We start from the raw sequence: 11,697 nt of genomic DNA, 5'->3' as shown, positions 1-11,697 counted from the left end.
CGCTACTCGTCTTGCGAGAGATTGCCTGGAGGCCGCTCGCGGCGATCGGCGCAAGCGCCGAATCAACCGAAAGCATCCACGGAACACGCCCTAGTTCACGGCGTCCTTGAGGCCCTTGCCGGCCTTGAAGCCCGGCACCCTGGCCGCGCTGATCTTGATGGCCTCGCCCGTCTGGGGGTTCCTGCCCGTGCGCTCGGCGCGCTCCTTGACGCTGAAGGTACCGAAACCGGTGAGGACGACGTCGTCGCCCTCCTTCATCGCCCTGGTGATCGTTTCGAGAGCGGCGTCCAGAGCCTTGCCTGCCGCTGCCTTCGACATGTCCGAGTGTGCGGCGATCGCGTCGGTGAGTTCGCTCTTGTTCATGGTGTCCTCTCTACACGGCATCGCCGGGCCGGTGGTGGCGACACGCCCGGGCGCACCGTAGTGACGGTGGCCACGCCCGACACGGCTCGGCCGCCACGTCCCTGCGCTGCGTACCGGTCACCGACGGCAGCCGCAGCGCCTCCTCAGCGCACGGTCAGGGCGATGACCGAGCAGACCAGGGCCACCACCGAGGCGAGCGAGCGCAGGTGGTTCCAGCGCACCCACACCGGCTCGAAGGAGCCGCGCACCGCAGCCGGGTCGGCGATGCGCTCGGCCGGTCCGGCCTCCTCCAGGGTGTTGTTGCGCGGCACGTTGACCCCGAAGGTGATGCCCAGCGCCGCCACCAGGCAGGCCAGCGCCGCACCGAACCAGGCGGCCGCCGCAGCCTCGGCCACGCTGGAGTAGAGCACCACCGAGGCCAGGGCCCCCACCGGCGCCCCGATGAACACCGCGGCGAAGAGCGGGTTGAGGATGGCGATGTTGATGCCCTGCATCGACTCGATCATCGCGCGGTCCCCGGCCCGGCCCAGGCCGGGCATCACCGCGATCGAGAACCCGAAGAACAGCCCCGCGAACAGTCCCGTCAGTACCGCGGCGGCCACCGGGACGACCGCGTACACCGTGTCCGCCATGTGGCACCCCGGTTTTCCTGTTGTCATGGAGGTTATGGGCGGATTGTACGCCCGGGTCCGGTGTTTGCGCGCCCCCCGACCGGCCCTCCCTGGCTGCGGCCTGCCTGATGCTGTTCTTCGCCCAACCGGCGATCCGCATCGTCTTGTTGACCGTTGACGCCCCCAGCGGCCGATGATGGTCGAGCCTGCGCTTGCCGGCCCTTGCTCCAGCACAGGTTTCAGTCACCGAAGGCGGTCAGTGAGCCCTGGTCGTCGAACCTCGCTCCTGACGCCCAGGCAATCTCCCAGCGGTTGCCTTCCGGGTCCGCGATATAGGCGGATCGTCCTCCCCAGGGGCGGTCCACCGGTTCGGCCACGACCGCGGCGCCGGCTCGGACAGCGGTCTCGAACGCCGCGTCCACCTGCTGGGGACCATCCACGTTGCAGGCGAGCGTGAACCCCGACCAGCCGATCGGAGCGGGAGCACCGCCCGCCGCCTCGGCGGCCAGTTCCTCCATGGGATACAGGCAAAGCAGCACGCCGCCAAGGAGGAAACCCGCCCAGCCGTCACTACTGGACGAGATCTCCTTCCATCCCAGGGCTCGGTAGAACCGTCGGAGCTCGGGCACGTCCCGGGCTCCGAGTGTCACCACGCTCAAACGTGCAGGAATGTCGGACATGCCTGGAGACTACGTGGCGCAAGGCGGAAGAAGCAGCGGCCGACCGGAACCGCTACGCGCCCAGGGACCACACCCAGCCAACGGAACGGGGAGAGCAACGGAGAAGACAGATCACTCGATCAACGGCTCCTGGAATCCGCCGACGGGTGAGGGCCCTTCGGACAGGCAGGTGCCCCTTGGCGGCTTGTCCTGCCCGCCCCCGGCAGCGCGGAAAATCCGTTGCCAAGACCAGCGGGCTCCCGGGAGCATGCCCGGGAGCCGTGCGCGCCCTGGCGCCCGGTCCCCGAACCACGGAGTGAGGCGTCCGAGGACATGAGCGACCACGACAGGGCCGTTGCCGACAACCGCGCCAACTGGGACCAGCGGGCCGACGTCCACGCGCGGTCCGCGATGTACGACGTCGACGGACTGCTCGCCGACCCCTCCCGCATCTCCGGTGTGGTCCTCAACGACCTCGCGGTCCTGGCACCGCACCTGAGCGGGGGGACGGTGGCGGGTAGGTCGCTGCTGCACCTGCAGTGCCACATCGGCACCGACACCGTGTGCTGGGCCCGGCTGGGCGCCGTGGACGTGCACGGCCTGGACCTGTCGGCGAACTCGCTGGACCACGCCAGGCGCATCGCCGCCGCCGAGGGCGCGCAGCTCACGTGGGTGGAGGGTGACGCGCGCACCGCCTCGCAGGCCCTCGACCGCCGGTTCGATGTGGTCGTCACCAGCGCGGGCGCCATCGTGTGGCTTCCCGAGCTGGGCTCGTGGGCCCGGTCGGTCCACGACCTGCTGGAGCCGGGAGGGGTGTTCATGGTCCGGGACGACCACCCGATCCTGGGCGCGCTGGACTTCGAGCCGTGGCAGGTGAGCGGCGACTACCTCAGCGGTGGCGGCGCCCGCACCTTCGACGAGGCGGCCACCTACACCGACGGGTCGACGGAGGGCATCACCCGCATCGTCAACCACCAGTGGAGCCACGACCTGGCGGAGGTGACCGGCGCCCTGCTGGAGGCCGGCCTGGTGATCGAGGCGCTCGGGGAGCACCCGTTCATGGACTGGCACGCCTTCCCCGGCCTCGTGGCGTGTGCGCAGGGGTGGCGGCTTCCCGAGGGCGCCCCCAGGATCCCCTTGAACTTCTCGGTGGTGGCCCGGCGCCCGGATTGACCGCGCGCGGCGGCCGGGCACCGCGCCCCGCGCGCGGGCTCAGCCGTGCCACTCGCAGAACAGGACGGTGGCGTCGTCGCCGAACTGGCCGTGGTGGTAGTCCAGGACCGCGTGGACCAGGCGCCGCAGCGTCTCGGGGACGGGCATGCTGTCGGCCTGGTGGCGGATGACGAAGTCCACGAACCTCTCCACGCCGAACTCCTTGCCCTCGGAGTCGCGGGCCTCGATGATGCCGTCGGTGTAGAGCAGGAGGCGGTCGCCGGGTTCGAGCTGCTCGTGACAGACCGTCACGGGCAGCCCCAGGTCCATGCCCAGGGGGTGGGAGGGTACGCAGTCCAGGTCGCGGATCTCCTCCCCCCGGATGAGGATGGGCGGCAGGTGGCCGCAGTTGACCCAGCTCAGCTCGCCGGTGCTCAGGTTCAGCTCCGCCAGGATGGCGGTGGCGAACCGGGTGCGGACGAACTCCTGGATCAGGGTGCCCTCCACGCCCCGGGGGATCTCCTCCAGCGGGACACCGCGCCGGCGCTCGTTGCGAAAGGAGCCCACCGCGAGGTTGGCGATCAGCCCGGCGGCGGTGTCGTGGCCCATGGCGTCGAACATGGCCAGGTGGGCGATCTCCCCGGCCAGGGCGTAGTCGAAGGAGTCCCCGGCGTTGTCGTAGGCGGGCTCGGTGGCGGCGGAGATGGTCACCCGGGAGTCGGCGAAGGTGCCCGGGGGCATCAGGGTCCACTGCATCTCCGCCGAGACCGACATGGGGCTGATCCTCACCAGGCGGGCGTGCGCGTCGCTGTTGGAGCGCTTGGCGATGACCAGCAGGCTCACCATCGCGGCCAGGTCGCGCATCGCGGAGCGGTCGGGGTCGCCCTTGTAGGCCACGTGGAGCACGCCCAGCCGCTCGGCCCCGTCCAGGATCGGAACCCAGTAGTGGCCCCGGTTCCCGGCGGTCACGGTCACCCCCATGACATAGGCGTGTCCGGCAGTGGTCCCGTCGATCTGCAGGTCGTCCCCGCCCTGGTGTGCGTCCAGGCCCAGGCCCGTGACCTCGCGCAGGACCTGCTGCTGGCGGTCGGCGAGGTAGATACGGGCCTCGGTGAGGTCCGCGGCCGCGGCCTTGTGCGCCACAAGGGAGGGGAGCTCTTCGAAGGCGGCGAGGTGTCCAGCCCTCACCAGGGACGTCATCAGCTCGTTGGACCCGTTCACCGACATGGCATGACCTCGGAATCTCGCGAGGTGGCAACTACTTCCGAACCTCTACCCGGTTTGCCATATTTCGAGCCGAAAGTCCAATTTGGGGTGGTGGCTGGGCGCACCGACCCCGCCCCACCACCACCCAGGGTGCGCCGCTCAGCCCGCCACGGCCCCGATGCCGCCGGGCGCCACCTCGGGCAGGCCCCTCCCGCACCGTCCGCACTCCGCCCGGCGGCGCACCGCGTAGGCGGCGGTGGCCGCAGCCAGGGCCAGACCCCACACCCCCATCGACACGAACACCACGCCGTGGGCGTCCAGCACCATCGTCTCGGGCCCCCCGCGCAGAATCTCGGTCAGGGCACCGCGGCCCATCGCCACCAGCGCCACCGCGACCAGTGTCGCGGGGACCACCGCCACCGCCACCGGAACCCGCCGCCCGGCCAGGCCCACCATCCACCGCGGGAACCGCACGCCCCAGCCCTGGACCAGCCCCAGCATGAGCACCGCGCCCACCAGCCCCGCCGCCCCCAGCCCCACACCGATCACCAGCGTGAACGGGTCGGCGGAGATCGCCGCGAAGTCCTCCTCGCTCATCCCGACCGGGACCCCGAACAGCCACGGGATACGCACCGACGGGTAGAGCAGGGAGGTCACCGCCCCCACGGCCACCGCGATGCGGCCCGCGCGCAGCGCCCTGACCCGGGTGCCCCGCTCGGCGCCGGCCGACCACTGCGGGCCGCGCCCGCACCACACGCAGGCACCGGCCACCGCCCGCCGGTGCGTCAGGGCCGCGACCACCCAGACCGCCACCCCCGCGGTGAAGAACAGACCGGTCAGGCTCGCGGGCTCCACCACCGTGAGCAACCAGATCTCGGCCAGGCCGGGAACGACCCAACCCGCCACCGGCATGATCATCGTGTAGCCGAGCAGGGCCAGCAGGTTCCCGTCCACGAACACCAGCAGGGCCAGGGCGGCCAGGGCCCAGGCCCCCGCCTCCACCGCACGGCCCCCGCCGCCGCGCAGTATCAGCACCGAGCACACCGCACCCACCGACCCCAGGGCCAGGGCGAGCACCACGGGAAGGGCCTCACCGCGGCCGGAGAAGAACGAGCCCAGCCCCGGGGTCTCCCCCACGCTCAGGGGCAGCACCCCCGACAGCCAGCCCAGGCCCAGGGCCAGCGCGGCCGCCGACCACGCCAGCGCGGCCCAGGGCACCGTCGTGGCACGGCCGTGCCGGGCGTGCCCCGGATCGGCGCCGGAGTCGAAAAGGGACGGGTGTGCAGCCATGGTCTGCTCCTGGGGTGGTACGGACTCGATGCCCCCACCCTGGCGCGCACCACCCGCCCCGCACCTCCCCAACGAGCGGGAGGGGGCTCCCCCGTGAGAGGGAGCCCCCTCCCGTTGGGGGCGCCCACCCCCGGACAGGCTCAGACCTGCGCGGCCCGGTAGGCCTTCTCCAACGCCGAGACGAACACCTCGACGGGCTGGGCACCCGACACACCGAAGGCGCGGTCGATCACGAAGAACGGCACCCCGTTCCCGCCGAGCCGCTGCGCGGCGGCACCGTCCTCGCGGACCTGCTCGGCGTAGTCCTCGCCCTTGAGCACCCGGCGGGCCTCCTCGGCGTCCACACCGATCCGCGCGACCACCTCCACCAGGGTCTCGGTGTCGGAAAGGTCCCGCGCCTGCACGAGCTGGGCGTGCATGAACGCCTCGTGCGCCTGCGCGCCCAGGCCCCGGCTCTGCGCCAGGTGGACGAGGCGGTGCACGTCGAAGGTGTTGACCATGACCCCGTTGTCGAAGTCGTACTCCAGCCCCTCGTCCGCGGCCACCCTCCGAACCTGGTCGGTCATGGCGCGCACCCGCTCCCGGGTCGTGCCCATCTTCGCGGCCAGGGCGTCGTGGACCGGCTGGCTCCGCCCCTGCGGGTAGGAGGGGTCGAGCTGGAAACTACGCCAGAGGACCTCGACCCGGTCGGCGTACTCGAACTGCTCCAGCGCCCTCTCCAAGCGCCTCTTGCCGATGTAGCACCACGGGCACACGATGTCGGACCACACCTCGACCTGCACGGACCATCCCCTCACTCACCAACACGTTCCGTCCGAGCACGTCGGCGCGTCCTCGACTCCCAGCAACACCAGACCCGCGACCGCGGCGAGGGGGCGCTCGTCCTCGGCGTCCTGCGGCCGCGGCGCCCGGTCGGCCTCCCACGGCCCGGTCCCCGGCTGCGGGCTACTCCCGCTCACATCGACCCCTCACATACTTATTGTGCGTAACCACATGACCAGTCAGTATGGAATGGTCCCGACCCAGACACAAGAAGGCACATCGATGTCCCAGACGCACACCCGTGTTCCCTCCACCGAACGCACACCCCAGGACTGCCCGGTCCGCGAAGTCCTGGACCGGGTCGGCGACAAGTGGAGCGTGCTGATCATCGTCATGCTGGGACGGCGCACCCACCGCTACAGCGAACTCCACCGCGCCATCGACGGCATCAGCCAGCGCATGCTCACCCTGACGCTGCGCGCACTGGTCCGCGACGGCCTGGTCAGCCGCACCGCGCACGCCAGCGTCCCGCCCCGGGTGGACTACGCCCTCACCGACCTGGGACGCACCCTCCTGGAACCCCTGAGCGCACTCGACCACTGGGCGACCCTGCACCGCCAGGACATCCGCGCCGCCCGCGAACGCCACGACCACGCCCAGAACCCACAACCGGACAGCCCCTGAACCACCCCGACCCCCACCTTGGCCAAGGCGACCCCAAACCTCGGCAAGATCAGCCGAACCCGCAGGAGGGACGTGCCACACTCACCCCATGGCACACTCGCCTGTCGGCCCCGGCGGCCCGCCGCCGGCAGTGGACGCCCGCGTCCTGCGCCCCGGGCGCCCGTGGTACTGGGTGGGCGGCGCCCTCATCCCGCTGTCACTGCTCACGGGCCTGGTCCTGTGCGCGGCCCTGCTCCTGCACGCGCTCACACCACCCGCCTTCGAGGCCCGCACCCGCGGCACCGCCAGCGTCGGCTTCACCGTCGACCCCCAACGCCACCCCGACCGCACCTGGCTGCTGTACGCCTCACCCGCCGGCGCAGGCGAGGACCAGTGCGTGGTCACCAGCCCCACCGGTGAGGACATCACGATGGGGGAGGCGCCCTACGACTACGAGACGGACAGCCCCCGCGCACAGTCATGGCGGCTCGTCGGCTCCTTCGACCTCACCGAACAGGGCGAGCACACCCTGACCTGCCTGGCACCGGAGTCCAGCACCCACGTCCTGGCCCCCGGGATGGGATCCGGCCCCTGGTGGTTCGCCGAGGTGGCCGCAGGACTCACCCTGCTGTTCCTGACACCGCTGCTGGGCCTGGCCGCCGGCATCACGGTGATCGTGCTGACCGCGCGCGGGCGCGACCACCACCGGCAGCAGATCCTCACCGGGGCACCCCTGCCGCCCCCAGGGCACACCCCGGGCCGGCAGGGGACAGGCCAAGGACCGGCTCCACCGGACCCGGGACCACAGCAACCCCCACCGCCCGCACCGGACACGGGCACCGGGCCCTCCCCGACGGGGCCGCCACCGCAGTGAGAGCACCCCACACGGCGGGCTTCAGCCCTCCAACGCCCACCCGGGCAGGGGCTCGGTGCGCTCGGCCCACTGAACAGGCACCCCACCACCGGGCAGACCCGCACCCAAGATCCCCGCCACGATCGCGCAGGTGGTGTCCACGTCCCCGCCCGCGGCGGCGGTCGCCCACATCGCCGACGCGAAACCATGCCGGTACCGGGCCGCCGCCCACAGCGTGAAGGGGACCGTGTCCAGGGCACTGGCCCCAGAACCGTTACCCAGCACCCGGGCCGCACCTTCTGGCCTACCGGTGACCAACAGCGAACGCGCACCGCGCACCGCCTCGCGCATGCGCCCCGCCGGAAGGTGCGCGATCACCCCGTCCAACAGGGGCCCAGGATCCGCCGGCCCACCACCCGCCACCAGGGCCGCGGCCACCGCCACCGCCACAGCGCCCTCCACCGCCTCGGGATGGGTGTGGGTGACGCGCGCGCTCACCGCCGCCTGCTCGGCCGCCGCGGCCGGGTCGTGCGCGAACCAGGCACCCAACGGCGCCACCCTCATCGCCGCACCGTTACCGAACGAACCCGCCCCCTCGAACAGCCCCGACGCCAACTCCCGCCAGTCACCGCCCTCACGCACCAGGCCCAGCAGACGCCCCGTCGCCGGACCGTACCCCCGGTCGGCATCGTGCTGGCGCGCGAAGGAGGCGACCAGGCGATCGGGCTCCACCACCCCGCCCCTGACCACCTCGGCGTGCACCGACGCCGCCATCTCGGTGTCGTCCGTCCACCGCCAGGGACCAGGAGGCAGCACCCGCCCCTCCAGGCAGGCCCGGTTCCCGGGGACGAAGAACTGGGAACCGAAGGCATCGCCCACGGACAGAGCGGACAGGCAGGACAGGGCGCGCGCCCGGCGCGGGTCGGTGCTCGTGTGCATCGCCGACCATCCTGGCCGACTCCGCACCCGCTGTCCACGCCCCGCACCCGCCCGGTGTGACCCAACACCCACCCGCCCCCGCACACCGCCCGCACCCGCCCCGGACTGGCCCTACGCCGCCCCCGCACACGAATCACGCAGCCCCCACCTGGGGTGACAGCACATCGAAACAACGGCGACACACAAGGCTGATGCGCGGGTAACACCCTGCGGGTTGCCTGAGAACCGTCCGACCCCGCACCAGGAGGAGCCGCCCACCATGGAAGAACTCGTCGTCATCGGCAACGGCATGGTCGGCCACCGACTCGTCGAAGCCCTGCGGGACCGCGACAGCGCCCACCGCTGGCACGTCACCGTCGTGGGCGAGGAGCCCCGCACCGCCTACGACCGCGTCGCACTCTCCTCCTACTTCGACGGCGCCAGCGCCCAAGACCTGTCCCTGGGCGACCTGCGCGGCCCCCACGTGGACGTCCACGTCAACGAACGCGCCACCACCCTGGACACGGCCGCCCGCACCGTCACCACCGCCTCCGGACGCACCCTGGACTACGACCGGCTGGTCCTGGCCACCGGCTCCACCCCCTTCGTGCCACCCATCCCCGGCCACGACCTGCCCGGCTGCCACGTCTACCGCACCATCGAGGACCTGGACGCCATCACCGCCTCCGCCCAAGGCGCACGCACCGGCGTGGTCATCGGCGGAGGCCTGCTCGGCCTGGAGGCCGCCAACGCCCTGCGGCTGCTGGGTGTGGAAGCCCACGTCGTCGAACTCGCCCCCCACCTGATGCCCGCCCAGATCGACGAGGGCGCAGGCGGCCTGCTCCGCAACCTCGTCACCGACCTGGGCGTGCACATCCACACCGGATCGGCCTCCACCGCCGTCGAAGCGGGACAGGGCGGCCGCGTCAGCGGCCTCCTGCTCGGCGACGGCACCCGCCTGGACGCCGACCTGGTCGTGTTCTCGGTGGGCATCCGACCCCGCGACGACCTGGCCCGCGCCGCCGGCCTACAGGTCGGCGAACGCGGCGGCATCGTCATCGACGACACCTGCACCACCTCCGACACCCGCATCCACGCCATCGGCGAGGCCGCCGCCCACCGCGGCACCGTCTACGGGCTCATCGCCCCCGGCAACGCCATGGCCGAGGTCGTCGCCGACCGCCTCCTCGGCGGCCAGGCCACCTTCACCGGCGCCGACACCTCCACCAAACTCAAACTCCTGGGCGTGGACGTGGCCAGCTTCGGCGACGCCCACGGCCGCACCACCGACTGCCTGGACGTGGTCGTCAACGACGCCGCCGGCGGCCGCTACGCCAGACTCGTCCTGTCCGACGACGCCACCACCCTCCTCGGCGGCATCCTCGTCGGCGACGCCACCGCCTACGCCACCCTGCGCCCCCTGATCGGCTCGCCCCTGCCCGGCGACCCGCTCACCCTCATCACCCCCGAGGGCGGCGCCGCCCTGGGCGCCGACGCCCTCCCCGACTCGGCGCAGATCTGCTCCTGCAACGCCGTCACCAAGGGCGACCTGACCGAAGCCATCCACACCGAGGGCGCCTGCGACGTCGCCGACCTCAAGGCGTGCACACGGGCGGGCACCAGCTGCGGGTCGTGCGTGCCCATGCTCAAGCAGATCCTCGCCCAGGCCGGCATCGAACAGTCCAAGGCCCTGTGCGAGCACTTCACCCAGTCCCGCGCCGAACTCCTGCAGATCGTGCGCGCCACCGGCACCACCACGTTCTCCGCCCTCATCGAGAACCACGGCACCGGCCAGGGCTGCGACATCTGCAAACCCGCCGTCGCCTCGATCCTGGCCTCCCTGGGAGGCGGGCACATCCTCGAAGGCGAACAGGCCACACTCCAGGACACCAACGACCGCTACCTCGCCAACATGCAGCGCAACGGCACCTACTCGGTGGTGCCCCGCATCCCCGGCGGCGAGATCACCCCCGACAAGCTCATCGTCATCGGCGAGGTCGCCCGCGACTTCCAGCTCTACACCAAGATCACCGGCGGCCAGCGCATCGACCTGTTCGGCGCCCGCCTCGAACAGCTCCCCGCCATCTGGACCCGCCTGGTCGAGGCCGGATTCGAGTCCGGGCACGCCTACGGCAAGTCCCTGCGCACCGTCAAGTCGTGCGTGGGCACCACCTGGTGCCGCTACGGCGTCCAGGACTCGGTGGGCCTGGCCATCCGCCTGGAGGAGCGCTACCGGGGCCTGCGCTCACCCCACAAACTCAAGTCCGCCGTCTCCGGATGCGCCCGCGAGTGCGCCGAGGCCCGCAGCAAGGACTTCGGGATCATCGCCACCGACCAGGGCTGGAACCTGTACGTGGGCGGCAACGGCGGCTTCACACCCCGCCACGCCGAACTCCTGGCCTCAGACCTGGACGAGCAGACCCTCATCCGCTACATCGACCGGTTCCTGATGTTCTACATCCGCACCGCCGACCGCCTCCAGCGCACCGCACCCTGGATCGAGTCCATGGACGGAGGCCTGGACCACGTGCGCGACGTCGTGGTCCACGACACCCTGGGCATCGCCCAGGAACTCGAAACCGCCATGGAGGACCACGTGCACGCCTACACCGACGAGTGGGCCGCCGTCCTGTCCGACCCGGCCAAACTCGCCCGCTTCGAGTCCTTCGCCAACGCACCCGACACACCCGACCCCACCATCAGCTTCACCACCACCCGCGACCAACCCGTCCCGGGTGCCCCCCTCGACCTCGGCATGCCCGCTCCCCGCCCCCAGGAGGCCACCCGATGACCGCCACCACCACCCACGCCCCGCCCGCACTGTGGATCGACGCCTGCCCCGCCCACCGCCTGGGCACCGACGACGGCGTGGCCGTCCTGCTCCCCGACGGCCGCCAGGCCGCCCTCTTCCGCACCCGCGACAACCAGCTCTTCGCCGTCGACAACATCGACCCCTTCACCGGGGCCGCGGTCCTGTCCCGCGGTATCGTCGGCGACCGCCGTGGCGAACCCACGATCGCCTCGCCCATGCTCAAGAATGTGTTCTCCCTGCGGACCGGACAGAGCCTGGACACCCCCCAGGTGCGCCTTGGCACCTGGGCCGTCCGCGACACCGGCACCACCGTCCAGATCAGCACCCGCGCCCAAGAGGAGTCACCGTGAGCACCTCCGCGTCACCGCCACCCCCCACCGCGCCCGCCGCCCACCCCCGGCCCGGCAC

13 protein-coding genes are annotated in these 11,697 nt (G+C 71.9%); 5 read left to right on the top strand and 8 right to left on the bottom strand.

Going from position 1 to position 11,697, the window contains the following annotated elements:
- Positions 1-90 precede the first annotated feature (90 nt).
- The 3 genes from ACFWTE_RS02640 to ACFWTE_RS02630 form a co-directional block, all read right to left on the bottom strand.
- Entirely contained in the window at positions 91-384 is a 294-nt protein-coding gene (locus tag ACFWTE_RS02640; protein WP_378777242.1) for an HU family DNA-binding protein, read from the bottom strand.
- A 122-nt stretch (positions 385-506) separates the two neighbouring features.
- The gene (locus ACFWTE_RS02635; RefSeq protein ID WP_378777240.1) at positions 507-995 is read right to left on the bottom strand and encodes a DUF1772 domain-containing protein; all 489 of its coding nucleotides are present in this window, start codon (positions 993-995) and stop codon (positions 507-509) included.
- A gap of 218 nt (positions 996-1,213) precedes the next feature.
- Positions 1,214-1,654, bottom strand: a complete 441-nt coding sequence (locus ACFWTE_RS02630; protein ID WP_378777238.1) for a VOC family protein — start codon at positions 1,652-1,654, stop codon at positions 1,214-1,216.
- A 312-nt stretch (positions 1,655-1,966) separates the two neighbouring features.
- On the opposite strand from ACFWTE_RS02630, the gene ACFWTE_RS02625 reads away from it, so the two are divergent.
- Complete coding sequence (locus ACFWTE_RS02625) at positions 1,967-2,806, top strand: class I SAM-dependent methyltransferase (RefSeq protein WP_378777236.1); 840 nt, start codon at positions 1,967-1,969, stop codon at positions 2,804-2,806.
- A gap of 39 nt (positions 2,807-2,845) precedes the next feature.
- On the opposite strand, the gene ACFWTE_RS02620 is transcribed toward ACFWTE_RS02625, so the two are convergent.
- The 4 genes from ACFWTE_RS02620 to ACFWTE_RS02605 all read right to left on the bottom strand — a co-directional run bounded on the left by ACFWTE_RS02620 (position 2,846) and on the right by ACFWTE_RS02605 (position 6,240).
- Positions 2,846-4,012, bottom strand: a complete 1,167-nt coding sequence (locus ACFWTE_RS02620; RefSeq protein ID WP_378777234.1) for a PP2C family protein-serine/threonine phosphatase — start codon at positions 4,010-4,012, stop codon at positions 2,846-2,848.
- A 138-nt stretch (positions 4,013-4,150) separates the two neighbouring features.
- On the bottom strand, positions 4,151-5,281 hold the full coding sequence (locus ACFWTE_RS02615; RefSeq protein ID WP_378777232.1) for a hypothetical protein: 1,131 nt from the start codon (positions 5,279-5,281) through the stop codon (positions 4,151-4,153).
- Positions 5,282-5,421: 140 nt separating this feature from the next.
- Positions 5,422-6,063 (bottom strand): DsbA family oxidoreductase, encoded by a 642-nt coding sequence (locus ACFWTE_RS02610; protein ID WP_378777230.1) that lies wholly within the window; start codon positions 6,061-6,063, stop codon positions 5,422-5,424.
- 15 nt (positions 6,064-6,078) lie between these two features.
- Entirely contained in the window at positions 6,079-6,240 is a 162-nt protein-coding gene (locus ACFWTE_RS02605) for a hypothetical protein (protein WP_378777228.1), read from the bottom strand.
- An 85-nt stretch (positions 6,241-6,325) separates the two neighbouring features.
- Here ACFWTE_RS02605 and ACFWTE_RS02600 point away from each other — a divergent pair, with 85 nt between their 5' ends.
- Positions 6,326-6,727, top strand: a complete 402-nt coding sequence (locus tag ACFWTE_RS02600; RefSeq protein WP_378777226.1) for a winged helix-turn-helix transcriptional regulator — start codon at positions 6,326-6,328, stop codon at positions 6,725-6,727.
- A gap of 88 nt (positions 6,728-6,815) precedes the next feature.
- Positions 6,816-7,580, top strand: coding sequence for a hypothetical protein (locus ACFWTE_RS02595; RefSeq protein ID WP_378777224.1), 765 nt, complete (start codon positions 6,816-6,818; stop codon positions 7,578-7,580).
- Positions 7,581-7,601: 21 nt separating this feature from the next.
- Here ACFWTE_RS02595 and ACFWTE_RS02590 read toward each other — a convergent pair whose 3' ends face one another.
- Entirely contained in the window at positions 7,602-8,498 is an 897-nt protein-coding gene (locus ACFWTE_RS02590; protein WP_378777222.1) for an ADP-ribosylglycohydrolase family protein, read from the bottom strand.
- Positions 8,499-8,757: 259 nt separating this feature from the next.
- Here ACFWTE_RS02590 and nirB point away from each other — a divergent pair, with 259 nt between their 5' ends.
- Together nirB and nirD are read left to right on the top strand one after the other, a co-directional pair.
- Complete coding sequence (gene nirB / locus ACFWTE_RS02585) at positions 8,758-11,268, top strand: nitrite reductase large subunit NirB (RefSeq protein WP_378777220.1); 2,511 nt, start codon at positions 8,758-8,760, stop codon at positions 11,266-11,268.
- Positions 11,265-11,639, top strand: a complete 375-nt coding sequence (gene nirD, locus ACFWTE_RS02580; RefSeq protein ID WP_378777218.1) for a nitrite reductase small subunit NirD — start codon at positions 11,265-11,267, stop codon at positions 11,637-11,639. The genes nirB and nirD overlap by 4 nt, the downstream gene beginning before the upstream one ends.
- Positions 11,640-11,697: the final 58 nt, after the last annotated feature.

It is taken from the genome of Nocardiopsis sp. NPDC058631, assembly GCF_042716955.1.
Lineage (GTDB): Bacteria > Actinomycetota > Actinomycetes > Streptosporangiales > Streptosporangiaceae > Nocardiopsis.
Note: the sequence above shows the minus strand (reverse complement) of the source record. Positions and strands in the feature narration are given on the sequence as shown.

Excerpts from the sequence above, each read along its gene's own strand:
- ACFWTE_RS02640 (WP_378777242.1), bottom strand. The coding sequence starts at position 384 with ATGCCGTGTAGAGAGGACACCATGAACAAGAGCGAACTCACCGACGCG.
- ACFWTE_RS02635 (WP_378777240.1), bottom strand. The coding sequence starts at position 995 with ATGGCGGACACGGTGTACGCGGTCGTCCCGGTGGCCGCCGCGGTACTG.
- ACFWTE_RS02630 (WP_378777238.1), bottom strand. The coding sequence starts at position 1,654 with ATGTCCGACATTCCTGCACGTTTGAGCGTGGTGACACTCGGAGCCCGG.
- ACFWTE_RS02625 (WP_378777236.1), top strand. The coding sequence starts at position 1,967 with ATGAGCGACCACGACAGGGCCGTTGCCGACAACCGCGCCAACTGGGAC.
- ACFWTE_RS02620 (WP_378777234.1), bottom strand. The coding sequence starts at position 4,012 with ATGTCGGTGAACGGGTCCAACGAGCTGATGACGTCCCTGGTGAGGGCT.
- ACFWTE_RS02615 (WP_378777232.1), bottom strand. The coding sequence starts at position 5,281 with ATGGCTGCACACCCGTCCCTTTTCGACTCCGGCGCCGATCCGGGGCAC.
- ACFWTE_RS02600 (WP_378777226.1), top strand. The coding sequence starts at position 6,326 with ATGTCCCAGACGCACACCCGTGTTCCCTCCACCGAACGCACACCCCAG.
- ACFWTE_RS02595 (WP_378777224.1), top strand. The coding sequence starts at position 6,816 with ATGGCACACTCGCCTGTCGGCCCCGGCGGCCCGCCGCCGGCAGTGGAC.
- ACFWTE_RS02590 (WP_378777222.1), bottom strand. The coding sequence starts at position 8,498 with ATGCACACGAGCACCGACCCGCGCCGGGCGCGCGCCCTGTCCTGCCTG.
- nirB (WP_378777220.1), top strand. The coding sequence starts at position 8,758 with ATGGAAGAACTCGTCGTCATCGGCAACGGCATGGTCGGCCACCGACTC.
- nirD (WP_378777218.1), top strand. The coding sequence starts at position 11,265 with ATGACCGCCACCACCACCCACGCCCCGCCCGCACTGTGGATCGACGCC.